Here is a 23787-nt window from a genome sequence, read left to right on the forward strand (position 1 = left end):
TGCTGCCCGAGCACCGGCCGCAAGGCGAGCCGCGACCGACTGAGCGGCATTTGTGCCGACCGGGCTGCAGCCCGGGCCGACGGAGCGGTGCCAGAATCCGCGCCCCCTGCCCTCCCAGAAGTCCCGCCGTGTTCAAGGCCCTGACCCTCTACCGCCTGCCCGCCCATGCCCAGCCCGACCCCGCGCGCCTGGACGAGCAGCTGGCCGCCCTGCCCTTCACCCCCTGCATGCCCACCCAGCCCCTGTCGGTCGGCTTCGTGCCGCCGCGCGGCAAGGCCCATGGGCCGCTGGCGGAGTGGGTCAACGGCCATCTGTTGCTGAAGCTGCAGTTCGAGCAGCGCCTGCTGCCGGGCTCGGTGGTGCGCGAGCGGGTGGACGAGCTGGCCGAGAAGATCGAGCAGGAAAGCGGCCGCAAGCCCGGCGCCAAGCGCCGCCGCGAGCTCAAGGACGAGGCCATGCTGGACCTGCTGCCGCTGGCCTTCACGCGCCAGACCTCGCTGCGCGTCTGGATCGCACCGCAGCTGGAGCTGCTGGCCATCGACAGCACCACCGCAGCGCGCACCGATTCGGCGCTCAGCCTGCTGACCAAGGCCATCCCCAATCTGGCCCCGCAGCCACTGATGACGGCCGAAAGCCCGGCCGCCTGCATGCGCGCCTGGCTGCTGGATGGCGTGGCACCGGCTGGCTTCGGCATCGGCCGCGACGCCGAGCTGCGCAGCGCCGACAGCCAGAACGCCAGCGTGCGCTACACCCGCCACGGCCTGGACGGCCAGGACGTGCAGCAGCACCTCACCGAGGGCAAGCAGGTCAAGAAGATGGCCCTGCAGTGGAAGGACCGCCTGGAACTGGTGCTGACCGACACCCTGCAGCTGACCCGCCTGAAGCTGGACGACAGCGTGTTCGACCAGGACGGCGCCACGCAGAGCGAGCAAGACCCTTTCGACGCCGACATGCTGCTGGCAACCGCCGAGCTGTCGGAGCTGCTGCCCGCGTTGTTCGAGGGCCTCGGCGGCGTGACCGACGGCCTGGGCGCCGCAGCGCCTACGCCTGTGTTGGCAACGCAAGCGCCCTCGGACGAGAAGGCGCCCTGGGACTGAGAGGCCGGCGGCTGGCGGGGCTCAGGCCGCTTCCAGCGCGCCCAGCCGCGCGGCCGTAGCCTGCGCCTGCACTTGGCGCGGCGGCAAGCTCTTGAGCCGGTGGTCGCTCCAGACCTGGCGCCAGCGCCGTGCCCCCGGCGTACCGTTCCACAGGCCCAGCGCATGGCGCATCGCCAGCGCCCAGGGCTGCCCCTGCTGCCAGCGGGCGTCCAGATAGGCCATCCAGGCCTCTTCCACCGCCCCGCGCTCCGTGGCCGGCGCATGGGCACCGAAGAAACGCTCGTCCCAGGTCGCCATCGCCCAGGGCTCGTGATACGCGTGGCGCCCCACCATCACGCCGTCCACCGCTTCGAGCTGGGCGGCGATGGTCTCGTCGTCCTTGATGCCGCCATTGATGGCGATGGTGAGCTGCGGGAACTCGCGCTTGAGGCGGTGCACGATCTCGTAGCGCAGGGGCGGGATCTCGCGGTTGTCCTTGGGGCTGAGCCCGTCCAACCAGGCATTGCGGGCGTGCACGATGAAGACTTCGCAACCCGCCGCGGCCACGGTGCCGACGAAATCGCGCACGAACTCGTAGCTCTCCTGACGATCGATGCCGATGCGGTGCTTGACCGTCACCGGCAGCGTGGTCACGTCGCGCATGGCCTTGACGCAATCGGCCACCAGGGCGGCCTCGCCCATCAGGCAGGCGCCAAAGGCACCGCGCTGCACGCGCGGGCTGGGGCAGCCGCAGTTCAGGTTGACCTCGTCATAGCCCCAGCGCTCGGCCAGCCGCGCGCATTGCGCCAGGTCCTCGGGCTCGCTGCCGCCGAGCTGCAGCGCCAGCGGGTGCTCCACGGCGTCGAAATCCAGGTGACGCCCCTGGTCGCCATGCAGCAGCGCGCCGGTGGTCACCATCTCGGTGTACAGGCGGGTGTGGCGGGTGATCAGGCGATGGAGGACGCGGCAATGCCGATCCGTCCAGTCCATCATCGGCGCGACGGACAGGCGCCAGGGCGAAGCAGTCATGCAGGGCAAGGGGCTGGGGACAGCCCGCGATTATCGAAAACCCGCAGCCCGCCAGCGCTCAGGGCAGCTGCGCCTGACGCAACAGGGCGTGCACATGCCGCACCGGCAAGGCGTAGCTGATGCCGGTGGGACTGCTGAGCGCGGCCTCGCGGCTTTTCGTCAGCACCATGTTGATGACCCCGATGACGGTGCCGTTGGCGACATCGAACAGCGGCCCGCCGCTGTTGCCGGGATAGGCCACGGCGTCGAGCTGGTAGATGTCGAAACTGCCCTCACGGATCTGGCGGATCGCCCGTTCGTTGAGCGCCTGGGCGCTCGGTTGGGGCAAGGCAATGCCCGTGACCGAGGCCACGATGCCGCGGTGCGTGACATGGCTAAAACCCAACACGCCGCCTACGGGAAAGCCCATCAGTGCGATTTCGGTGCCTTCGCGCACCAGCGCCTCGGGCGCCAGTTTCAGGCTGCCGGGCAAGGGCGCGCCCTCCACCTGCAGCAGCACCAGATCGTGCGCACGCGCCAGCGCCACGGTCCGGACCTCGCGCTGCTCCCAGCGGCTGCCCCCCTGCCAGGCCTGGATGACCACGCGGCGCTCGGAATCCAGGGCATCGGGGGGCGGCAGCACATGGGCATTCGTCACCACGAAGCGGCCTTGCTCCACCACGAAGCCCGTGCCTCGGAAGCCGAAGCGCGGGCTGTCAGTCAGGGAGTGCGTGCCCACCAGCACCACGCCCGGCTTGCTGGCCTCGATGAGCTTGGGCAGGGCCTGGGTCTGAGCCAGGGCCGGCACAGCCGGCCCAGCGGCCAGCGCAAACGCCAGCGCCATCAGTTCACGTCGTTGCATGGTTCGGATCCCTCTGGCCTGCCCGACCTCAGAGCTGCTGCAGCAGCTGACGCACTTCGGCCTGGCCGGGGTACTGATCGCCCAGCTTGAGCACACCCTGCAATTCGCCGCGCGCCTCGTCCGGCTGCTTGGCGGCCATCAGCAGGCGCGCCAGCGCCACACGGCGGGCCGGGTTGCCGGGCTCGACGCCCACCACGCGGCGCTGCACCTGCAGCGCCTGCTCGTGCTTCCCTTGGCTGGAGAGCAGCTGCGCCTGGGTGTCGAGGATCTCGACATCACCCGGCCGCAGGGCCAGCGCTTCCTTCAGCTGGGCTTCGGCGTTGGCCAGATCGCCGCTGCGCATCAGCACCCAGGCCAGGTTGTTGCGCGCCACGGCATTGCCCGGCTGTCCCTTGACGACCTGCTCGTACTGCAGGCGCGCCGGCTCGAAGGCGCCACGCACCAGGGCCAAATTGCCCAGGTACATGCGGAAGCTCCAGTCCTCGGGGTGATCGGCCAACCACTGGCGCTCGAAGGACTGGGCATCGCCCTCCTTGCCGCCTGCCACCAGGCTGCCGTGCAGCTTGCCGGCCACATCGTTCATCTGCCCGCCACGCTCCAAGGCGCGCTTGTAGGCGGCACGGGCGGCATCCCAGTTGCGCTGGCTGGTTTCCAGGTCGCCTTCCAGGGCGAAAGCAAAGGCCTCGCGGCCGGGCTGGCTCTGGATCTCCTTCAAGAGCCGGCGCGCGCCGGCCACATTGCCCGTCTCGCTCTCCAGCGCCACCAGGGCACGCTGGGTGTCGATCCGACCAGGCTGCAGGGCCTGCGCGCGCTTGGCAGTGGCCAACGCGGCGGGGTAGTCCCGTTGCGCCACTTCGACCTCGACCAAGCGCATCAAGGCCGCGGCCGAGCTGGGCTTGAGCTCCGCCAGGCGCTTGAAGCTCAGCGCCGCCAGCTTGTAGTCGCGCTGGCGCATCTGCAGTTGGCCGATCAGCTCAATCAGCTGCGGCTCATTGGGCAGGGCCGCCGCGGCATCCTGCGCAGCTTGCAAGGCAGCGGCCACATCCTGGCGCTGCTGCACGGTGCGCACCCAGGCCAGCTGCGCAGGCACCGATTTCGGATGCTCCTTGGCAATCTGGCGTGCCGCCGCGAGCACGTCTTCCGCGGGCTCCTGGGCCAGCTGACGTGCGTTGAGCCAGGCCAGCTTGGCCTCCACCAGGGCCGGATCGGCCTTCATCACGGCCGCGAAGCGCGCCACGCTGTCCTTGGCTTTGCCCTCGACTTGGTCCAACCGAGCGAGCTGCTGCGCGGCGGCGAGCAGCTTGGGATTGGCCTTGAGCGCCTGCTCCCACAGGGTGCGGGCCTTGGGGCGGTCGCCCTGCATCAGGGCCACGGAGGCGCGCATGGAATCGGCCGAGCCGGGCTGCAACTTGGGCGCCGCCTGGTCGATGGCCTTGAGGGCGCCGGCAAAGTCGTTCTTGCGCACCAGGGTCGCGACGATGGCGACATCGGCCGCCGGGTTGTCCAGCTCGGAGGCAATGTCCTGCAGCTGGCTCAGGCCCTTGTCGACGGAGCCGGCGTTGGCCTCGCGCATGGCCAGCAGGATGCGACTGCGCGAGTCCTGCGGATTGAGCTGCACCGCCCGGCGGAAATGGGCCTCGGCCTTGCGCACCTCGCCCATGCGCATGAGCGCTTCACCCGCCAGGGCTTGCACGCGGGCATCGTTGCTCGAATCCGGCAAACCGCTCAGCGCTTCCAGGGCGGCGCGCGCTTCGTCGCGGCGCAGGAAGGTGTGGGCCAGCAGCACGCGCACGGCTGGTGTGTCGACACCCCGACCGAGCAGGCGGTTCAGATGCGCCTCGGCGGGCAGGTAGTTCTCGCGCTGGAATTCGATGTGCGCGGCCAGCATCAGGGCGCGCGGGTCATCGGGCGCGATCTTCAGCAATTGTTGGATCTGCTCGAAGGCAGGGCCGAGTTCGCGCGCTTCCAGGGCCAGCGCGGCGCTGAAGTACAGCACCTCCCCGTTCTGCCCCACCAGTTTCTTGAGGGCATCGAGGCGCTTGCGTGCCTCGTCCAAGTCGCGCTCGGTCATCAGGGCCGTCAGCAGCGCACCCTGGGCACCCATGTTGCGCGGGTCGGCATCCACCGCGGCGGCATAAGCCTGACGGGCCTCGGGCAGCGCTCGGCGCGCCACGGCATGGTCGCCTTTGAGGCGCCAGGCCTCGGCCAGCTTGGGGTTTTCTTTCAGCAGGGTGTCGACCAGCGCCAGGCCCTCATCGACCTGGCCCTCGGCCATCAGCACACGCGCCCAGGCCAGCCGGGTCGACACCCCTTGTGGCTGCAGCTGCAGTGCAGCCTCAATCAGCGCGCGAGCCTGATCGCGCTTGCCCAGCGCACCCTGCGCGGTGGCCAGCGCCAGCTTGAGCTCGGCCATGGCCGCCGGGTCCTTGAGTTGGACCGTGCCATACAGCTCAAGGGCCTTGCGCGCGTCCCGCTTGGCAATCAGGGCCGCAGCATGCAAAGGCGCCACTTCCTCCGGCGCCGCACCCAGGCGGCTGGCCTTGGAGAACTCGACCTCGGCGGCATTGGGGTCGCCGGATTCCAGCAGGGTCTTGGCCAGCAGCAGGCGGGCGTCCTTGCGATCGGGCTCCTGCTCCAGCACGTTCTTCAGGTGAATGGTGGCAGTCTTGTGGTCCCGCTTGGCCAGTGCGGCGCGCGCAGCCCCCAGTTCCTCAGCCGGGTCCTTCTGGCCACAGGCCTGCAGCACCACAGCCAGGGCCAGCATGGCACCCACCCGCGCCACCCGGCGCGCCTTGTTTCCGCTCGTTTGCACCCAGATTCCTTCCGTTGTCACTGCCGGCGCAGGCCGGTCTTTGCCGCTTACTTGATCTGCAAACGGGCCATCAAATCGTAGAGCGTGGGACGGCTCACGCCGAGCAGCTCCGAGGCCCGCGCGATGTTGCCGTCGCAGCGCGCCAGGGCCGCCACCACGGCCTGACGCTCGGCGCGCTCACGCACGGTGCGCAGGTCGAGCTCGATGCCGGGCTCTTCCGGGTTGCCCGGGTCCAACCCCAGGTCGGCCGCAACGATGCGGTCGCCGTCGGCCATGATGCTGGCACGCTTGATGAGGTTCTGCAGCTCGCGCACATTGCCCGGCCAGCTGTGGCGTTCGAGCGCGCGAATGGCATCGTCGCTGAGCGTCGGGGCACGCCGGCGCTGGTCCGCCGCCATGCGCTTGAGAAAGGCGTGGGCGAGCAGCACGGCGTCGCCATGGCGCTGGCGCAGCGGCGGGATCTCCACGACGATCTCGGCCAGGCGGTAATACAGATCCTCGCGGAAACGACCATCGGCAATCAGCTGCTTGAGGTTCTGGTGCGTGGCGCCCACCACCCGCACATCCACGGCGATCTCCTGCCGCGCGCCCAATCGCTCGATCGAGCGCTCCTGGAGGAAGCGCAGCAGCTTGGCCTGCAGGGACATCGGCAGGTCACCGATCTCGTCCAGCATCAGCGTGCCGCCATGGGCGACTTCGATCTTGCCCGGCGTGGCCTTGGCGGCCCCCGTGAAGGCGCCCTTCTCGTAGCCGAACAGCTCGCTCTCCAGCAGGTTCTCCGGGATGGCCGCGCAATTGATGGCGACGAAGCGCCCCTTGCGACCGGCCGCCTCGTGCAGGCCCTGAGCCAGCACCTCCTTGCCGGTGCCACTCTCCCCCAGCAGCAGCACGGTGGCGTCCGAGCGGGCCACCTTCTCGATCGTGCGGCAGATGCGCAGCATGGCGTCATCGCGGGTCAGCAACCCGCCCAGAGCACCGGCCTGCTCGGCGCTCAAGCGCCGGTTTTCGTCCTGCAACTCGCGCATGCGCAGGGCGCGCTCGACCGTGAGCGACAGCACGTCGGGATCCACCGGCTTGGCCAGGAAGTCGTAGGCGCCCAGACGCACGGCGCGCAGCGCATTGGTCTGGTCGTTCTGACCGGTCAGGACGATGACCTTCACATAGGGGTCCAGCTCCAGCAGGCGTTCCAGCAGCTTGAAGCCTTCGGTGACGCCGTCCTGATCGGGCGGCAGCCCCAGGTCCATCGTCACCACGCCGGGCTGCACCTTGCGGAACTGCAGCAGGGCGCTGGCGGCATCGCTGGCGGTGTGGGCCTCGAAGCGATCAAGTGACCACTTCAGCTGCTTCTGCAGCGCAAGGTCGTCTTCGATGATCAGCAAGGAGGCGGGGCGAACGTCAGAGCTCATGCAAGGGCGCGATCGGAGAGGCCGTTGGACGGTTGTTGATGGAAGAGGGGCAGCAGGAAGGTCACGCAGGTGCCTTCACCGGGTTGGCTCACCACATCCATCTTGCCACCCAGTTCACGCACGTACTGCAGGCTCTCGTAAGCACCTATGCCCATGCCCTGCTGCTTGGTACTTTGGAAGGGCTTGAACAAGCGATCGCGGATGAATTCCGGACTCATGCCGCAGCCTTCGTCCACCACCTGCACGCGCGCCGACGAACCCTCGGCTTCGATGCGCAACAGCACGGACTGGCCCTCGGTACTTGCATCGAAAGCGTTCTGCACGGCATGCCCGATGACGCGCTCGATGCGGTCTTCATGGCCGCGGGTCGCCACCGCTCCATGGAGCTCCAGGCGGAGCTCACGCCCGCGCTGCTGCGCCACCTGCTGCAGCCGTTGCGCAATGGGCGCCAGGGCCACGCCGCTGGTGAGGCCAGTGGGGCGCTCACCTTCGCGCAGCTGCAGCATCAGCTGCCGCATCTTTTCCAGCGCGTGCTCGACGGTTTCCAGCATGTCCTGGCGGAACTCGGGGTTGTCGCCGTGGCGCTGCGCGTTCTTCAGCATCAGCGAGAGCTGGGTCACGATGTTCTTCAGGTCGTGCACGACGAAGGCCGACATGCGGTTGAAGGCATCGAACTTGCGTACCTCCAACAGCTGCTCGGTGGCGCGCAGCATGGCCAAGTAGCCACCCGCCTGCGAGGCGGCGGTCTTGAGGAGGTCCCGCACCTCCCAATCCAGCTCCAGCGGTGCGCGTGGGGTCAGAAGCACCACAAAGCCGATCGTTTCCCCCCCGGCCTGCAACGGCACCAGCAGGCGCGCCTGGGTCTCCAGGCTCAGCCATTCGGGCGGCGTGGCCTCGGCATCCACACCGCGCCCCTCTCGGGCCGATTGCAGATCGACGATCCAGGCCGTGGCCTTGAGCTCGCGCAGGAACTCGGAGTCGGCTGGCTCCATGTGCTGGCGGCGCTCGAAATTCCAGTGTGCCACCTGCTCGTAGCGCTGCCCTGAGGCATCCAGCAACCAGAGGCCACCACCCGGGCTTTCGATCAACCCTGCCAGCGACTTGATCACGGCCAGCCCGGTGTACTCGGGAGAGCTCTGCGTGCTCAACGCGGCCGTGAAGCGCAGCCATTCCTGGCGGTAGTCGTAGCGGTAACGAAAGAAGTGCTTGCTGAACAGCACCCGGAAGCGTGCGCGCGCTGAACCGGAGAGCAGCAAGGCGGCCATCAGCAGAATCGCCGCCACCAGGATCAGCACCTGCAAGGTGGGACCCCAGGCCCCCCCGGTGTAGCGCACCCAATAGCCCAGCAAGGCGACCACCATCAGGTACGCCCCGACCAGCAGCAGCGCCGCCGAGTGAAAGGCCGCGCTGCGCGACACCTGCAGGCGCGACAGCAAAGCGATGCCGCGGCCAATCCCCAACATCAGCAGCGGCAGGCCCAGGGCATGAACCGCCGGGCGGGAGGCCAGCAATTGCGGATCCAGCGAACCCAGCAGGGTGGCGTCGGCGAACAGGTAGAGGTCGAAGCCGAACACGGTCAACAGCGCCAGGCAACTGGGCTTGGCCAGCCAACGACCGTCCTCGGTGACATTGAAGTAGACCTGCTCGACCAGCACCAGGCCCATCACCGCCACCATCAGGCCGGAAATGCCTTGCAGCCAGCTGCCTTCGCGCCGCGTCAGCCAGTCGGCATCGGCCAGCCACAGGGTGACAAACGCAATCAGCAGGACGCCCAGCACCGACAGCGTCAGCCAACTTCCCTGCGGCCTCCAAAGCACATGGCCCAGCAGGGTCAACAAGAAACCGAACCAAGCCAGCAGACGGAGCCAGTCCAGCAGCGCGGAGGCCTGTTCGAGTTCGAAGCCAAGCTGTTGCAGGCCGTGCGTCAGGGCCCACAGCGCCGAGGCACCCAAACCTGCCAGCAACCATCCGGCGCTGTGCAGGTTGTGCAGTTCGCGCTGGCGGAACACCCGCCACGCAAATGCCAGCAGGCAAACCAGAAAAGCGCAGGCCGCCACGAGGGCGGCCGCAGCGCTCAAAGGCATGGCATCCAGGCTCAAAAGGCGCGCCTATTCATCCGTCAGCCCCTCACCGAGCGGCCGAGTTCGCTGGAGCGGTCAGCGGGCACCCCGCCCGGTCAGCACCACCGCCACCGTCTCGATGAGCACATGGAGATCAAGGAACAGGCTGTGGTTCTTCACGTAATACAGGTCGTACTGCAGCTTGGCGGCGGCATCTTCCACCGTCGAGCCGTACTCGTAGCGAACCTGCGCCCACCCCGTCACGCCCGGCTTGACCGAATGACGTACGGCGAAATAAGGGATCTTCTCGATCAGCTCTTCAACGAAGTACTGACGTTCCGGACGCGGCCCCACCAGGCTCATCGAGCCACCCAACACATTGAAGAGCTGCGGCAGCTCATCGATGCGAGTGCGGCGAATGAACTTGCCGACACGCGTGACGCGGTCGTCGTTCTTGGTCGCCCAACGCGGCTTGCCATCGCGTTCGGCGTCAGCGCGCATGCTGCGGAACTTGGTGACGAAGAACGGCGCACCATTCAGACCCACCCGCTCCTGGCGGTAGAAAACGGGGCCGCGCGATTCCAGCTTCACGGCCAGAGCGGCCAGCACCATCAGCGGCGCGGTCAGCAGCAACAGCAGGCCGGAAAAGACCACGTCGAACACCCGCTTGATCGCACTGCGGAAGGCCCCCTGATTGAAGCCGTCTCCGAAGATCAACCAGCCCGGATTCACATGCGCCAGGCTGATCTGCTGCAGGTTCTTCTCGAAATGGGTGGCCACGTCAAGCACGCGAATGCCATAGACCTTGCAGTCCAGCAATTCACGCATGGGCATGTTGCCGCCCCGACGGTCCGTAAGAGCCACCACGATCTCATCCACGCCCAGGCGCAAAGCCGTGTCGGAAATACCCTGTTCGGCACTCACCAACTGCTCTTGGGGCACCGCGATCTCGGTTTCGTTGCTACCGGCATAGAAGCCCACGATCTGGGCGTGCGGGTCGGCTGCGCGCAGGCTGGCGGCGACGCCCTGAGCGGTCGCCCCGGCGCCCAGCACCAGGATCTTGCTGCGCCCTTGCGAGGGGTTGGCAACGTGCGACGCATACACGCGGTGCAGCACCACCGCAGAGACAGCCAGCATGGCGGCAGCGGTGACCGCCCCGCCCTGATCCAGCGAGTTGGGCAGCAATGCCGTCAGCGCATAAGCGATCGGCAGCGCCAGCAGCAGCGCCACCAGGGCGCGTGCGCAGGTTTCAGTGAGCGAGCGCTTGGCGGCAGGCTGGTAGAAACCGGTGGCGCTGTTGATCAGGAAGATGAAACCGGCAAGCGACAGGCCGTGCGAGGCCGCCACGGGCAGCGCCTGCAACGTCGCCACGCCTTGGCCCACGGCCACCAGCAACAGAACGGCGACGATCAGTCCGACGTCGAAGCCGATTTGCATGATCGTGCGACGGCGAAGGTAGTGGTTGAAGATGCGCACCATGAAAGCCCCTTGGCATTCGGTAGCGCAGCCAATCGAGAGAGCTCGATGCGCAGCCACCCATGCGTTTCAAAAAGTGGCGCGATCATGCCCTTGCGCATAGGGGTTGAAAGCCCCCTGTTTGGGTGCTGAATCGCCCAATCAGGGGGGACAGTGAACCAGTTCACACGCAGCAATCATGCGTCGCTTAGTGAAATGGCGAAATAAATGAAAAAGCCCGCCGAAGCGGGCTCTCGAATCGTCGCTGGGACGATTAACGAATCACGGCGACTTGCTCGCGTGCGCCACCCTTGTAGGTGAACAGGGTCAGAGCGCCGTTCTTGATATCACCCTTGGCATCAAAGGCGATGGTGCCGGTGACACCCTTGTAATCGGAGGTCTTGGCCAGCACCGGCAGGTATTTGGCCGAATCCACCGAACCCGCCTTGGCCATCGCGTCCGCCATCACCATCACGGCGTCGTAAACATAAGGCGCGTAGATTTGGACTTCGATGTTGAACTTGGACTTGAAACGGGCCTTGAAATCGTCCATCGACTTCTTCGCCTCACCCTCAACACCGCCGGCTTCGGCGCAATACACCTGACCATCGGCCATGGTGCCGGCCGACAGCTTGGGCAGTTCGCCGCTGCAAATACCGTCGCCGCCCATGAACTTGGCATTGATACCGAGTTGCTTCATCTGACGCAGCATCGGGCCAGCCACCGCATCCATGCCGCCGAAGAACACGACGTCCGGATTGGCAGCCTTCAGCTTGGTCAGGATGGCCGAGAAGTCGGTGGCCTTGTCGTTGGTGAACTCGCGGCCCACCAGCTTGCCGCCCGAGGACTTCACGCCCTTCTCGAACTCATCGGCCACGCCCTGGCCATAAGCGGTGCGGTCATCGATGACGGCGATCGACTTGCCGTTCAGCGACTTCACCGCGTACTTGCCCAGGGTGCCGCCCAGGTGCACGTCGTCAGCCACGACGCGGAAGGCCGTCTTGAAGCCCTGGCGGGTGTACTTGGGATTGGTGGCCGACGGGCTGATTTGCGGAATGCCTGCGTCGCTGTAAATCTTGGAGGCGGGGATGGTCGTGCCCGAGTTCAGGTGACCCACCACGCCGTGCACCTTGGAGTCCACCAGCTTCTGGGCAGCAGCGGTGCCCTGCTTCGGATCACCGGCGTCGTCTTCGGCCAGCAGCTTGAAGACAGCCTTCTTGCCGCCGATCATCACGCCCTTCTTGTTCAGATCCTCAATGGCCAGACGGGCGCCCAGTTCGTTGTCCTTGCCCAGGTGGGCAATACCGCCGGAGGTCGGGCCGACGTGGCCGATTCGCACCTCAAGAGTTTCCTGCGCCATCGCCACCGAACCCATGGCCACCAAAGCCGCAACGGCCACCTGATTGAACCTGATTTGCATGAAATGTCTCCGACAAGGAATTACGGGACTGAGGCTCAGTCCCAAAGCGGCGCAGACCATACCGTAATTCGCACCCGCCTTGCTAGGGGAAATCTTGGGGCGATCCGCGGCCTCCACAACGGCAGCAACCCGGCTCGGTTGACCGCCCGACCGACTGGGTCAGACCTCGCCCTGCCACTGCGCCAATGAAGCCAGCAGCCGGGGCATCAAGGCATCCAGCAACTGCTGCTCAAAGCGGGGCGTCAGCTCGACCACCACCTCGTGCACCAGGCCAGGCAATTGATCGATCAACCAGGCATCCAACTGCTCGCCCAGGGTGGGGTCGATGGTCGGTGCGGCGGCCCGCCGCGCCACCTGCACGACGTCGGTCAATACCGGCAGTTCGATGTCAGATTTGTCCCGCATGGCACTCATGCGGTCTCGGACTCGAAGTGCTCCGGCGTCAAGCCCTGCGCGCGATAGGCCTTGAACTGACGACGCCCCTGTTGGACGTCCTCAGGCTCCCGCCCGACCAGTTCGAAGACGAACTGCCAACGCGCCAGTTCGGGCGGCACATCTGCCGTGAGGTTGAGCAGGGCCGTGCAGTCGGCATCCGCCGCGAAGCCCTTGCTGAAGCGCAGCGGGCTGCGCCGTCTCAGCGCAGGCGAAGCCTGGACACCCGCATGCGCGGCAAAACCCGGCAGGCTCCAGAGCCGCTGCGACAGCACGCGCAGTTCCGCCTCGTCGCCCACCACCCAGACTTTCAGGTCCTGACGCGCCGCCTTGCGGAGCAACCGGGCCGCGAAGCCCGGTCGATCCGCAAGACCTGTGTAGAAGCGCACCGCAGGCACGCTGCTACTCCGCTCAGCGCGCCTGCGACAGCAGGAAGTGCGTCAGCAGGCCCACCGGACGACCGGTCGCGCCCTTGGCCGCGCCGCCCTTCCAGGCGGTGCCGGCGATGTCGAGGTGCCCCCAGCGATAGGCCTTGGCAAACCGTTTCAGGAACATCGCCGCCGTGATGGATCCACCAGCACGCGAACCGACGTTGGCGACATCGGCAAAGTGCGTCTTCAGGCCCTCTTCGTACTCGTCGTCCAGCGGCATGCGCCAGCACAAGTCGAGCGCCTCCTCACCCGCGCGGGTGAGCGAGCTCGCCAGCTCGTCGTCGCTGGCGTACATGCCACTGCGCACGCCACCCAGCGCGATGACGCAGGCGCCCGTCAGCGTCGCGACGTCCACCACCACGCTGGGCTTGAAGCGCTCGGCATAGGTCAGGGCATCGCACAGGATCAGGCGTCCTTCGGCATCGGTGTTCAGGATCTCGATGGTCTGACCCGACATCGAAGTCACGACGTCACCGGGCTTGACTGCGCGACCGCTGGGCATGTTCTCGCAGGCCGGGATCAGCACCACCAGGTTCAGCTTCGGCTTGAGTTCGACGACCGCACGCAGGGTGCCGATCACCGAGGCTGCGCCACCCATGTCGAACTTCATCTCGTCCATCTCGGCGCCAGGCTTGAGCGAGATGCCGCCGGTATCGAAGGTGATGCCCTTGCCGACCAGCACCACCGGAGCCTGGCCCCGCGGCGCGCCGTCGTAGCGCGCCACGATGAAGCGCAGCGGCTCGTCGCCCCCCTGGGCCACCGCCAGGAAGGAGCCCATGCCGAGGCGCTCCACCGCCCGCTTGTCCAGCACCTCAACCTTCAGGCCATGCTTGCGGCCGAGGTCGCGCACGCAGTCGGCCAAGTGCGTAGGCGTGCAGTGATTGGCCGGCCGGTTGGCGAGTTCGCGCGCCAACTCGATGCCCTCGCCCACCGCCTGGCCTCGCTCGAGCCCCACCCGGGCGGCCTTGGCTTCGACCTTGTCCACCAGCAGGCTGAGCCGTTCGATGCGCGGATCGTTCGATGCGCTCGGCTTGGTCAGTCGGTATTGGTAGCCCTGCTCGCGCACGGCCAGCACGGCGTGCTCGATCAAGCCTTCGTCAACCGCGCCGCAGCCCACGAAAGCCACGGCCACATGACCGACGTTGCGACCCTTGAGCTGGGCCAGGGCAGCGGCCAAGGCGGCACGGGCGGCTTTGACCGACGGCTTGCCCGTCGCGCTCAGCACCAGCCGCGGCGCCTTCACGCCGGCCGCACCCACGAGCATCAGCGCCTTGCCGGCCTTCCAGTCGAAGTCGCCGAGCTTGAGCGCGCCTTTGATGGCTTGCGCCACGGCAGGGTCCAGCTGCGCGGGCACAGCCTCTCCACCCAAGACCACCACCAAGGCATCGGCGTTGGCGCCGGACAGTTTGTCAATAGAAATGGTTTGAATTCGGGCGTCCATAATTACGCAACTGAATAAAACTTGCTCATGTTATTCGATACCTCGTTTCGTAGCGATTTGGCACGCAACTTCGGAATCAGTTTGGTGGTGCTGGCCACCATCGTGCTGACGTACGCGCTGATTCGCACGCTCAGCCTTGCAGCCGGCGGCCGCGTGGATCCGGCTGATGTGCTGCTGGCGCTGGCCTTTGCCGGGCTGACGCAACTTCCGGTGGTGCTGGCCCTGGCCTTGTTCATCGCGGTCGTATCCAGCGTCGGCCGCCTGTACAAGGATTCGGAGATGGCCGTCTGGCTGGCCTGCGGGTTGCCGCTGCGCCGCTTTCTCGCGCCTGTCCTGCGCATGGCCTGGCCGGTGCTGCTGGGCCTGGCCGCCTTGCAGCTCTGGGTTTCACCCTGGACCCAGCGGGAAACCGTGCAGATGCGCGAGCGCTACGAGAAGCGCAGCGACCTCTCGCGCGTGGCCCCTGGTCAGTTCCAGAGCTCGCGGGACGGCAGCAAAGTCTTCTTCATTGAGCGCGACACCGACACCCCGGGCGTGGGCCGCAATGTGTTCATCCTGACGCAGAAGCCGGGGCAGGAATCGGTCACCACGGCCCAGCACGGCCGCATCGAATGGGATGGCGCCGACCGCTACCTGCTGCTGGAAGCGGGCCAGCGCAGCGAGACCGACCAGACCGAACAACGCTTTGCACAGGCACGCTTCCAGAGCTACCGAGTCATCGCCGACCGCCAGGTGACGCGCTCGCTGGATGAACTCCCGCCCAAGGCCATGGGCACGCTGGAGTTGTGGCGCTCGCCTGACCCGCGCCATCGGGGCCAGTTGGTCTGGCGCGTGGGCATGGTGCTGGGTGCGCTGAATCTGGCCGTGCTGGGGCTGGGGCTGGCGGCAACCAACCCGCGGCGGCCCAACAACTGGGGCCTATTGGCCGCGCTGCTGGTGTTCATCATCTACTTTCAGCTGATCAACCTCACCGAAGGCTGGGTGGCGCGCGAAAGGATGCGCCCGGCGGAGGCCTTGTTGGCCGTGCACGGCAGCGTGGCCGCACTGGCTCTGGGTTTGCTGATGCTGCGCGATGAGGCGTTGCGTCTCTTTGCCTGGCTGCCGCGGAGGGCCGTGGCGTGAAGACCGTGCGTCGTCTGCTCTACCGGGACATGGTGCTGGCGGTGATGTTCGTGGCCGTCGGCTTTCTCGCCCTCTTCTACTTCAACGCCTTCACAGAAGAGATGGATCGCCTGCGGCGCGGCCAGTCGCTGGCGCAGGGTGCGCTGCTCGCGCTGCTGGAGATGCCTGCGCTCTTCTACGAGGTGTTCCCGATCGCCGTGCTGATCGGCACCATCTTTTCATTGGCGCGGCTGGCTCAGTCCAGCGAATTCACCATCCTGCGCACCGGCGGCCTCGGGCCCGGTCGGGCACTGGGCCTGCTGGCCATCCCGGCGCTCGGCTTTGCGGCCTTGACCTTTGTGATGGGCGACCTGGTCGCCCCCTTGGCCGAACGAGCCTCCGAGAGCTTCCGCGCCGAGGTGTCGGGCGGTGTGCTGCAGCGCGCCGGCGGCGCCTGGCTGAAGGACCGGCTGGCGGACGAGGAAGGTCAGGAGCGGCTGTACACCGTGCACGTGCGCGGTGCGGCCCTCGACGGGCGGCTGCAAGGCGTACGGATCTTTCGCTTCGACACCGAGGGCCGCTTGCTGGAACGCTGGGAGGCGGATCAGGGCAGCGTGGACAGCCGCGGCACATGGCAACTGGATCAGGCCCGGCGCACGCGCTGGCCCACGCAGGAAGCGCAGGCCATCGAAACGCTGGCGCCCGCCGACCTCAGCTGGCAGAGCCACCTGAGTCTGGGAGTGGTCAGCGCCGCGCTGCTGAAGGCCAACACCATGTCCACCTCGGAGCTGTTCCTCTACACGCAACACCTGTCCGGCCAGGAGCAGTCGGCACAGCGCTATGCCATCCAGTTCTGGCGCAAGGCGCTGTACCCGTTCGCCTGCCTTGTGATGGTGGCGCTGGCCCTGCCCTTTGCCTATCTGCATGCGCGGGCGGGCGGCGTCAGTGCCAAGGTCTTTGGCGGAATCATGTTGGGGATCAGCTTCGTGCTGCTGAACAACCTGTCGGGCCACCTCGGTCTGCTGAACAACTGGACGCCCTGGGCGGTGGCTGCCGCGCCCAGCCTGCTTTATCTGGGCCTATCGATGGCAGCCTTCACCTGGTTGGTGCGCTACCGATGAAGCGTGGTCTCCTCCTCGTCGCCCACGGCGCCCGCAACCCGGCCTGGGCTGCACCCTTTGAGCGGCTGCGCGAACGCCTGCAGCTTGAGCAGCCCGACCGGGCCGTAGCCCTGGCCTATCTGGAGCTGATGGAGCCAGCCCCCGCGCAGGCGCTGCAGCAACTCGCTGCAGCGGGCGTCGGACGCGTGGAAGTGCTGCCCATGTTCCTGGGGGGTGCCGGCCACGTGCAACGGGATCTGGCCCCGCTGCTGGAGGCTGCCCGCGCGAGCCTGGGCATCGAGATCCAAGTGCATGCCGCGCTCGGTGAGCAGCCCACCATGCTCGACGCCATGAGCCAGCTCTGCCTGCGCCTGCTCGAGGCCGGAGGCACGCCATGAACCTGCAGCAGTTCCGCTTCGTCGCCGAGGCCGCGCGCCGCAACCTCAATCTCACCGAGACGGCCAAGGCCCTGCATACCTCGCAGCCCGGCGTATCCAAGGCCATCCTTGAGCTCGAAGAGGAATTGGGCGTCGACATCTTCTCGCGTCACGGCAAGCGCCTGCGCCGTATCACCGAACCGGGCGAGCGTGTGCTGCGCTGCATCGACGTGATCCTGCGCGAGGTCGGCAATCTGCGCCGCATTGGCGAAGAATATTCAAGGCAGGACAGCGGCACCCTGTCCATCGCCACCACGCACACCCAGGCCCGCTATGTGCTGCCGGCCCCGCTGGCACAGCTGCGCCGGCAGTTCCCCAAGCTGCAGATCGGTCTGCATCAGGGCAACCCGCGCCAGGTGGCGCAGATGGTGCTTGACGAGACCGCGGTGCTGGGCCTAGCCACCGAGTCGCTGGAGGAGTTCGCGGATCTGGTGTCGCTGCCCTGGTACGAATGGCAGCATGTGGCGGTGCTGCCGCGCGGGCATGAACTGGCCGACTGTGAATCCATCAGCATGGAGCAGCTCGCGGCGCAGCCCCTGGTGACCTACCACCCCAGCTTCACCGGCCGCACCCGCATCGACCGCGCCTTTGGCGCGCGCGGCCTGCACCCGCAAGTGGTGCTGGAAGCCATCGACGCCGACGTGATCAAGACCTATGTGCGCTTTGGCCTGGGCGTGGGCATCGTGGCCGAAATGGCCATGCGCGACGACCCGCCCGACGGCGATCTGGTCTCGCGGCCGCTCGGCCATCTGTTCGGCAGCAATGTGGCGCGCATCGCCTTCAAGAAGGGCGTGGTGCTGCGCAACCATGTGCTGGTCTTCACCGAGCTGCTGTCAGACCGGCTCTCGGCTCCGCTGCTCAAGCGCGCGCTGGCTGGCGAAGCCAGCCACTTCGACCTCTGATCAGGCGTCCGGCTCGGGGCTGCGCGTGCTGGGCTGCCAGGCCGACGACGCGGTGTTCGGCCAGGTGGCGGCCTCACCCAGCAGCTGATCCACGCGCTTGGCCCCCTTCGCCGCCACCTCCGCCAGGCTGACGATGTTCTTGATCTGGTCCAGCGTGGGCTGGGCAGCGGCCGTGCGCACGTAGAGATTGCCACGCTGCGTCAGCATCACGAAGGGCTGCCCCTGCGCGACGAGATCCTGGCTGGCCAGGGCCAGCGCATCCGAGAGCGCGTCATCGCACCAGGCGGCCGCCACTTCCTTGGTCACCGAACAGACCGAGAAGCGCGCGCGTGCCAGCTTGGACTTCCAGTTCTCAATCTGCTGGAACATCACCAACCAACGCATCTCTTCGGGTGTGTCGGTGTCGATGCGGGTCTGCAGCGTGTCGGTGTAGGCCTCGAACACCGCCTTTTCGAGCACATCGCGCAGCTCGCGCTCGATGGCCATCATCTGCAGCTCCGGGTGCACCCCGAGCTCCCAGCGCAAGCGCAGTTCCTGGCCCTCGATGTAGGCCCGCTGCGAAGGCCCCCACTCGATGCGCAGATGCCCAAGCGGGTTCTTGGGCTCGTCGATCAGAAATCCGTCGCCCTCCTCGTTCTGATCGAAACGCGCCTCGCGCGCCTCCGCCCAGTCGGTGATGGCCTTCCACGCAGCCGCATTGGCGCGCAGCTTCATCCAATGCTTGACCTGTTTGATTACCATGGGTCTGCACACGCCACCGGAGCCAAAGATGCTGGAAGTCTATTCGTGGGCCACGCCGAATGGGCACAAGGTGCACATCATGTTGGAAGAGTGTGGTCTGCCGTACCACGTGCATGGCGTGGACATCGGCAAGGGCGAGCAGTTCGAACCCGAGTTCCTGCGCATCAGCCCGAACAACAAGATCCCGGCGCTGCGCGACCCGGATGGCCCGGATGGCGAGCCCATCACCCTGTTCGAATCGGGTGCCATCCTGCTCTACCTGGCTGGCAAGACGGGGCGCTTCCTGCCGGCCTCGGTCAGCGGCAAGTACGAGGTGCTGCAGTGGCTGATGTTCCAGATGGGAAGCGTGGGGCCGATGCTCGGCCAGGCACACCACTTCCGCATTTACGCGCCCCAGAAGATCGACTACGCGATCGAGCGCTACACGAACGAGGCCCGGCGGCTGTACACGGTCATCAACAAGCGGCTCGCCCACAGCCCCTACATCGGAGCGTCCGAGTACTCGATCGCCGACATGGCCGTCTGGCCCTGGCTGCGCTCCTGGCGCAACCAGGGTGTGGAGATGGCCGACTTTCCACACCTCAAGGGCTGGTTCGACGAGATCGACAAGCGGCCGGCGGTGCAGCGCGCACTGACGGTGCTATCCGAGCGGCGGCGCCCGGTGCTGGACGAGCAGGCCCGCGAGATGCTGTTCGGCAACACCCAGTACAAGCGGCGCTGAAGCCATGCGTTTGCGCGCCCTGTTGCTGGTCCTCCCCACGCTGGTGCAGGCCCAGGAAAGCGCGGAGCTGGACCGTGTGACCATCACCGTGGTGCGCGGCCAGCTGCGCTCGGTGCATGGCCTGGAGCGCTCGGAGTTTGCGCAGGCCATTCCGGGTACGAGCCCGCTGGCCAGCATGGCGCGCCTGCCTGGCGCCTACTTCCAGGCTGCGGACAGCCTGGGCAACTACGAGTGGTCGGCACGGTTCGCGCTGCGCGGCTTTTCTCAAAGCCAGCTCGGCTTCACGCTGGACGACGTGCCGCTGGGCGACATGTCCTACGGCAACCACAACGGCCTGCACATCAGCCGCGCTATCGCCAGCGAAAACCTGGCACGCGCCAGCCTCTCCCAGGGCACCGGCGCGCTTGACACCGCCTCCACCAGCAACCTGGGCGGCACGGTGCAGTTCTATTCGCTCGACCCCGCGCCCGAGGCGCGTGTGCAGGCGCGCCTGAGCCTGGGCTCGGACCAACGCCAGCGCCTGCATCTGCGCGGCGACACCGGCCAGTCCGATTGGGGCGCGCTGGGCCTGAGCCTGACCGAGCACCGTGAGGACAAATGGAAGGCCCAAGGCCGGCAGCGCCAGCGCCAATGGAATCTGAAATGGCTGAAGGAAGGCACGCAATGGCGCGCCAGCGCCTTTCTGAACAGCTCGGACCGGCGCGAGATGGACTACCAGGACTTCTCGCTCGACATGCTGCGCCGCCTCGGCCCCGACTGGGACAACTCCTACCCTGACCTCGACGCCGCGCTGCGCGCGTCGCGCGAGCTGTGCGGCAACGGCAGCAAGCCCTATGTCACGCAGTGCGACGACGCCTACTTCGCCGGCAGCGGCCTGCGCAAGGACACGCTCGGCGGGATCAGCCTTGAATGGCGCCCGACGGCGAACGGATTGCTGCGTCAGGTTGCCTACGGGCATCGCAATGAGGGCGCCGGACTCTGGTTCACCCCGTACACGCCCTCACCCGACGGCACACCGCTGGCGCTGCGCGCCACCGAGTACCGCATTGCCCGCCGCGGCTGGCTGGGCAGCCTGGATTGGGAGACCGCAGCGCACCAGTGGCGCGCCAGCCTTTGGCTGGAACGCAACCACTTCGACCACGCGCGGCGCTTCTATGCCGTCAGCCCGGCGGCGCTGCCCGATCCGTATCAGTTCCCGCGCAACGCCTTTCGCACCGACTGGGATTTCGACTTCGACACCGACACCCTGCAGTACTCCCTGGCCGACACCTGGAGCCTGGCGCCGAACTGGAGCCTGGGCCTGGGCTTCAAGGGCATGCGGGTGGTCACCGACGCCGCACTCGCCACGGGCAGCGACCGTCCGGTCGGTCGTGTCGTCTCCGACCGCCCTTTCCTGCCCCAGGCCGGCCTCGTGCACACGCTCGGCCCGACCGACGAACTGTTCGTCTCCTTCGCTCGCAATGCGCGGGCCTTCCAGGCCGCCGCGGCCGGCACCACGCCCTTTGCCACCACCGCCGCTGGCTTTCAGGCCATCAAGGACCGCCTGCACCCCGAGTCATCGGACAACTGGGAGCTCGGTTGGCGCCGCCACGGCGCGCGCCATCAGGCCTCGCTCGTGCTGTACCGCGTGCACTTCCGCGACCGCTTGCTGAGCGTGCAGGCCGGCAGTGCGATCCAGGGCAACCCCAGCGTACTGAGCAATGTCGGCGATGTCCGCGGCAGCGGCCTGGAGGCCGCGCTCTCAGCACGCCTGAGCGGTCCGTGGTCCGCCTACGCCAGCCTCAGCCTGGCGCGGGCTCGCTACCTCGACGATGTGATCAGTGGCAGCGCCCGCGTGCCCACGCAGGGCAAGCGTGTGGTGGACAGCCCCGAGCGCATGCTCAAGGCCGGGCTGGGCTACCAGCAGGGCCCGGTCAGCCTGAACCTTGGCCTGGACGCGATCTCGCGCCGCTACTACAGCTACACCAACGACGCCAGCGTGCCCGGGCAAGCGCTCTGGCACGCACAGGCGGCCTACCGCTTCGGCACGGTGGGCGCACTCCAGGGTGTGCGACTGAGTCTGGCGGTGCAGAACCTCGGCAATCGCCGCGGCATCGCGACGCTAGGCTCGAACGGCTTCGTCAACAACGACCCGCTCGGCCAGGCGCAGACCCTGTTGCCAGGCGCGCCGCGCCAGTTGAGCCTGGGCCTGGAGGGCAGCTTCTGAGCGGAAAGACTTGGCCCGACGGGAGGGACTCGAACCCCCGACCTGCTGCTTAGAAGGCAGCTGCTCTATCCGGTTGAGCTACCGTCGGTTTGAATGAGGAAGGGGCTCCGTGGAGCCCCTTCGCATTGTGCCGTGCGGCTCAGGTCCGCATCAGGTCAACAGGACGTTGATGATGGCATTGCCGATGCCCATCAACGCGGCACCCGAAATGAGGCCGGCGCAGATCGGCTCCAGACCTTCAACCCACAGGCGGTGGCCGGGCGTGCCGGCGGTCTTGTGCTTGCGGCCCAGCAGCCAGAACACCAGTGCGCCCACGAACATGGCCAGCGTGCTCTCCGGCGGCAGCACCACACCCAGGCCGATGGCCACGGCCGAGAGGCCGAACTTGCCCTTGGTCTTGATGCGCAGCACCTCGATCACCAGCGCGGCCACCGCAGCAAAGCCCATCGACAGCACCGCCGAGGTCGGCAGGCCCTTCAGGCCCTTGGCGATGATCTCAGCCACGCCCTTCCACTGCAGCGCGGCGGGCATCGCGAACTGGTCGCTGACCAGGGTCGTGACGCTGCGCACGCCGTTCGCATCGGGCGGCAGGAACAGCAGGAAGAACAGCGGAACGCAGAACAGCACGCCGGCCAGGTTGCCGATCACATGGCCCACGGCCTGGTGACGCGGCTTGCCGCCCAGCATGTAGCCGGGCTTGATGTCGGACAGCAGGTTGGCGGCGTTGGAGGCGATCTCCGAGGTCATGGCCGCGGGCAGCAGGTTGGAGCCCGGGTTGCTGCGATCGATCGCGCCCATGGTGAACTGGGTGATCTTGGCCAGCGAGCCGGTCGGCGTCCAGGAGGTCAGCGCCATCGAGTTCGTGCAGATCAGGGTCAGCACAAAGATCAGCGGCAGCGATACCAGGGCGATCCAGAACGGCACGCCGAAGAACAGATGGGTCACCCACGAGCCGAGCACCGAGAACAGCGGCACGCCGATGTAGCTGATCCACATCGGCACCTCGATGTCCTTGAGCACGTCGCTGCCCTTGGCACCGTCCTTCTTCTTGCCCAGACTCTTGAACGCCGAGGTGAAGATTTCCGGCTTGGCCGCCAGGCTCACCATGGCACCTGTCACCATCATCGTGACGCCCCACCACAGCGACCACTGGTTGACGATCTCGGCCCGGTTCAGCGGAATTGCCTTGCCATCGGCGGCGATGCGCGGCGCAATGTCACCCAGCTGGATCATCAGCGGAGCCAGCACACCGAAGTTGATCAAGGCGCCCAGCAGGCAACTGGTGGCAACGGCAATGCCCATCAGGCCGCCCACGCCCAGCATGGCGGCGTCCAGCGTCAGGCGCAGGCCGAGCTGGCGGATGTCGGTCCCCAGGATGGTCGGGATCCAGCCCTCGGCCTTGGCGGCCCAGCTGTAGTAGTACTGGTCCAGGCGCTCCTGGAAGTGCCAGGGCTCCTTCATGCCGGCCCACTTGTCCATGGCCAGCAGCTTGAACTGCACCAGCTTCATCCAGCCATCGCTGACGATGGCCTGGTAGAGCGCCGTCAGGCCGCCGACGACACCCAGCAGCTTGGCCTTGAACACGCCTTCGCTGCCCTCGCCGTGGTAGAGCGAATCCAGCACCACCCCGCAGGCCCGGCCTTCCGGGAACGGGGCCTGGTCTTCGTTGATGAACTTGCGCTTCATCGGGAAGGCCAGCAGCACGCCGATGGTCGAGACCACGAAGATCCACACCATCAGCTGCCACCAGTTCGGGATGACGCCGGTGACCAACATATAGGCCGCCAGGCTGGAGAACAGCGGCGACACCACATAGCCGGCCGCGGTGGCGATCGACTGGGTGCAGTTGTTTTCCAAGATGGTGTAGTCCCGCGCCATGCCGCTGGCGGCGATGGCACGGAACAGCGCAAAGGCCAGGATCACCGAAGTCAGACCGACACCGATGCCGATGCCGGTCTTGGCACCGATGTACAGACCCGTGGCGGACAGGATGCCGCCGAGCAGAAAGCCGGTCAGGCCCGAGCGCAGGGTCAGCTGCGCCATGTCGGCCTTGTAGACGTTCTCCAGCCACCAGCGGTCTTTTTGCTCGCGGCTCCAGGTCTGGACTTGCTCGTCGGTCAGGTGCAAGAGGGCCATGTTGTCCTCAGGGTTAATCCGGGGTTCGGATCGCGCATGC

General features: G+C 67.0%; 19 protein-coding genes and 1 tRNA gene. 7 read left to right on the top strand and 13 right to left on the bottom strand.

The annotated features are described in order from the left end of the window. The first annotated feature begins 128 nt into the window (after positions 1-128). Positions 129-1097: a recombination-associated protein RdgC gene (locus tag I7X39_RS05220; protein WP_198109929.1), complete on the top strand. Its 969-nt coding sequence runs from the start codon at positions 129-131 to the stop codon at positions 1095-1097. Between the two features lie 21 nt (positions 1098-1118). On the opposite strand, the gene dusA is transcribed toward I7X39_RS05220, so the two are convergent. The 10 genes from dusA to I7X39_RS05270 form a co-directional block, all read right to left on the bottom strand. Next, the gene (gene dusA, locus I7X39_RS05225; RefSeq protein WP_198109930.1) at positions 1119-2105 is read right to left on the bottom strand and encodes a tRNA dihydrouridine(20/20a) synthase DusA; all 987 of its coding nucleotides are present in this window, start codon (positions 2103-2105) and stop codon (positions 1119-1121) included. 58 nt (positions 2106-2163) lie between these two features. Beyond that, positions 2164-2946, bottom strand: a complete 783-nt coding sequence (locus I7X39_RS05230) for a S1 family peptidase (protein WP_198109931.1) — start codon at positions 2944-2946, stop codon at positions 2164-2166. Between the two features lie 28 nt (positions 2947-2974). Next, positions 2975-5758 carry an XrtA/PEP-CTERM system TPR-repeat protein PrsT gene (gene prsT / locus I7X39_RS05235; protein WP_198109932.1) on the bottom strand — a complete coding sequence of 928 codons (2784 nt, stop codon included), beginning with the start codon at positions 5756-5758 and terminating at the stop codon, positions 2975-2977. A gap of 47 nt (positions 5759-5805) precedes the next feature. Then, positions 5806-7164, bottom strand: coding sequence for a PEP-CTERM-box response regulator transcription factor (gene prsR, locus I7X39_RS05240; RefSeq protein ID WP_198109933.1), 1359 nt, complete (start codon positions 7162-7164; stop codon positions 5806-5808). Continuing rightward, a complete protein-coding gene (gene prsK, locus I7X39_RS05245) occupies positions 7161-9248 on the bottom strand; it encodes an XrtA/PEP-CTERM system histidine kinase PrsK (RefSeq protein ID WP_198109934.1) in 2088 nt (695 codons plus the stop codon). Before prsK ends, prsR begins: the two co-directional genes overlap by 4 nt. 72 nt (positions 9249-9320) lie before the next feature. Further along, positions 9321-10703 carry a TIGR03013 family XrtA/PEP-CTERM system glycosyltransferase gene (locus tag I7X39_RS05250; protein ID WP_198109935.1) on the bottom strand — a complete coding sequence of 461 codons (1383 nt, stop codon included), beginning with the start codon at positions 10701-10703 and terminating at the stop codon, positions 9321-9323. A gap of 250 nt (positions 10704-10953) precedes the next feature. Next, a complete protein-coding gene (locus I7X39_RS05255; RefSeq protein WP_198109936.1) occupies positions 10954-12099 on the bottom strand; it encodes a branched-chain amino acid ABC transporter substrate-binding protein in 1146 nt (381 codons plus the stop codon). 159 nt (positions 12100-12258) lie between these two features. After that, entirely contained in the window at positions 12259-12504 is a 246-nt protein-coding gene (locus I7X39_RS05260; RefSeq protein WP_198109937.1) for a hypothetical protein, read from the bottom strand. A gap of 5 nt (positions 12505-12509) precedes the next feature. Beyond that, positions 12510-12929 carry a DNA polymerase III subunit chi gene (locus I7X39_RS05265; RefSeq protein ID WP_198109938.1) on the bottom strand — a complete coding sequence of 140 codons (420 nt, stop codon included), beginning with the start codon at positions 12927-12929 and terminating at the stop codon, positions 12510-12512. 13 nt (positions 12930-12942) lie between these two features. Further along, positions 12943-14403: a leucyl aminopeptidase gene (locus I7X39_RS05270; RefSeq protein ID WP_198109939.1), complete on the bottom strand. Its 1461-nt coding sequence runs from the start codon at positions 14401-14403 to the stop codon at positions 12943-12945. Between the two features lie 87 nt (positions 14404-14490). Between I7X39_RS05270 and lptF the strand changes: the two genes are divergently transcribed. Genes lptF through I7X39_RS05290 form a run of 4 tightly spaced genes read left to right on the top strand, consistent with a single transcriptional unit; the run spans position 14491 to position 17943 of the window. Then, positions 14491-15525: an LPS export ABC transporter permease LptF gene (gene lptF, locus I7X39_RS05275; RefSeq protein WP_375140742.1), complete on the top strand. Its 1035-nt coding sequence runs from the start codon at positions 14491-14493 to the stop codon at positions 15523-15525. Then, positions 15522-16625 (top strand): LPS export ABC transporter permease LptG, encoded by a 1104-nt coding sequence (lptG, locus tag I7X39_RS05280; protein WP_198109941.1) that lies wholly within the window; start codon positions 15522-15524, stop codon positions 16623-16625. The genes lptF and lptG overlap by 4 nt, the downstream gene beginning before the upstream one ends. Continuing rightward, the gene (locus I7X39_RS05285) at positions 16622-17002 is read left to right on the top strand and encodes a sirohydrochlorin chelatase (protein WP_198109942.1); all 381 of its coding nucleotides are present in this window, start codon (positions 16622-16624) and stop codon (positions 17000-17002) included. Before lptG ends, I7X39_RS05285 begins: the two co-directional genes overlap by 4 nt. Next, on the top strand, positions 16999-17943 hold the full coding sequence (locus I7X39_RS05290; RefSeq protein ID WP_198109943.1) for a CysB family HTH-type transcriptional regulator: 945 nt from the start codon (positions 16999-17001) through the stop codon (positions 17941-17943). The genes I7X39_RS05285 and I7X39_RS05290 overlap by 4 nt, the downstream gene beginning before the upstream one ends. Here I7X39_RS05290 and I7X39_RS05295 read toward each other — a convergent pair whose 3' ends face one another. After that, a complete protein-coding gene (locus tag I7X39_RS05295) occupies positions 17944-18684 on the bottom strand; it encodes a hypothetical protein (RefSeq protein ID WP_198109944.1) in 741 nt (246 codons plus the stop codon). It lies immediately after the preceding gene. A gap of 28 nt (positions 18685-18712) precedes the next feature. Here I7X39_RS05295 and I7X39_RS05300 point away from each other — a divergent pair, with 28 nt between their 5' ends. After that, positions 18713-19405 (top strand): glutathione S-transferase N-terminal domain-containing protein, encoded by a 693-nt coding sequence (locus tag I7X39_RS05300; RefSeq protein ID WP_198109945.1) that lies wholly within the window; start codon positions 18713-18715, stop codon positions 19403-19405. A gap of 4 nt (positions 19406-19409) precedes the next feature. Continuing rightward, positions 19410-21611, top strand: coding sequence for a TonB-dependent receptor (locus tag I7X39_RS05305; protein ID WP_198109946.1), 2202 nt, complete (start codon positions 19410-19412; stop codon positions 21609-21611). An 11-nt stretch (positions 21612-21622) separates the two neighbouring features. Here I7X39_RS05305 and I7X39_RS05310 read toward each other — a convergent pair. Together I7X39_RS05310 and I7X39_RS05315 are read right to left on the bottom strand one after the other, a co-directional pair. Next, positions 21623-21699, bottom strand: a tRNA-Arg gene (locus tag I7X39_RS05310). A 62-nt stretch (positions 21700-21761) separates the two neighbouring features. Next, a complete protein-coding gene (locus I7X39_RS05315) occupies positions 21762-23747 on the bottom strand; it encodes an OPT family oligopeptide transporter (protein WP_198109947.1) in 1986 nt (661 codons plus the stop codon). Positions 23748-23787 lie beyond the last annotated feature (40 nt).

The organism is Inhella proteolytica (assembly GCF_016093275.1).
GTDB classification, from domain to species: domain Bacteria; phylum Pseudomonadota; class Gammaproteobacteria; order Burkholderiales; family Burkholderiaceae_C; genus Inhella; species Inhella proteolytica.

Bases quoted from the DNA above. Each gene is read 5' to 3' on its own strand.
- dusA (WP_198109930.1), bottom strand. From the start codon at position 2,105: ATGACTGCTTCGCCCTGGCGCCTGTCCGTCGCGCCGATGATGGACTGG.
- I7X39_RS05230 (WP_198109931.1), bottom strand. From the start codon at position 2,946: ATGCAACGACGTGAACTGATGGCGCTGGCGTTTGCGCTGGCCGCTGGG.
- prsR (WP_198109933.1), bottom strand. From the start codon at position 7,164: ATGAGCTCTGACGTTCGCCCCGCCTCCTTGCTGATCATCGAAGACGAC.
- prsK (WP_198109934.1), bottom strand. From the start codon at position 9,248: ATGCCTTTGAGCGCTGCGGCCGCCCTCGTGGCGGCCTGCGCTTTTCTG.
- I7X39_RS05250 (WP_198109935.1), bottom strand. From the start codon at position 10,703: ATGGTGCGCATCTTCAACCACTACCTTCGCCGTCGCACGATCATGCAA.
- I7X39_RS05255 (WP_198109936.1), bottom strand. From the start codon at position 12,099: ATGCAAATCAGGTTCAATCAGGTGGCCGTTGCGGCTTTGGTGGCCATG.
- I7X39_RS05260 (WP_198109937.1), bottom strand. From the start codon at position 12,504: ATGCGGGACAAATCTGACATCGAACTGCCGGTATTGACCGACGTCGTG.
- I7X39_RS05270 (WP_198109939.1), bottom strand. From the start codon at position 14,403: ATGGACGCCCGAATTCAAACCATTTCTATTGACAAACTGTCCGGCGCC.
- I7X39_RS05285 (WP_198109942.1), top strand. From the start codon at position 16,622: ATGAAGCGTGGTCTCCTCCTCGTCGCCCACGGCGCCCGCAACCCGGCC.
- I7X39_RS05290 (WP_198109943.1), top strand. From the start codon at position 16,999: ATGAACCTGCAGCAGTTCCGCTTCGTCGCCGAGGCCGCGCGCCGCAAC.
- I7X39_RS05295 (WP_198109944.1), bottom strand. From the start codon at position 18,684: ATGGTAATCAAACAGGTCAAGCATTGGATGAAGCTGCGCGCCAATGCG.
- I7X39_RS05300 (WP_198109945.1), top strand. From the start codon at position 18,713: ATGCTGGAAGTCTATTCGTGGGCCACGCCGAATGGGCACAAGGTGCAC.
- I7X39_RS05305 (WP_198109946.1), top strand. From the start codon at position 19,410: ATGCGTTTGCGCGCCCTGTTGCTGGTCCTCCCCACGCTGGTGCAGGCC.
- I7X39_RS05315 (WP_198109947.1), bottom strand. From the start codon at position 23,747: ATGGCCCTCTTGCACCTGACCGACGAGCAAGTCCAGACCTGGAGCCGC.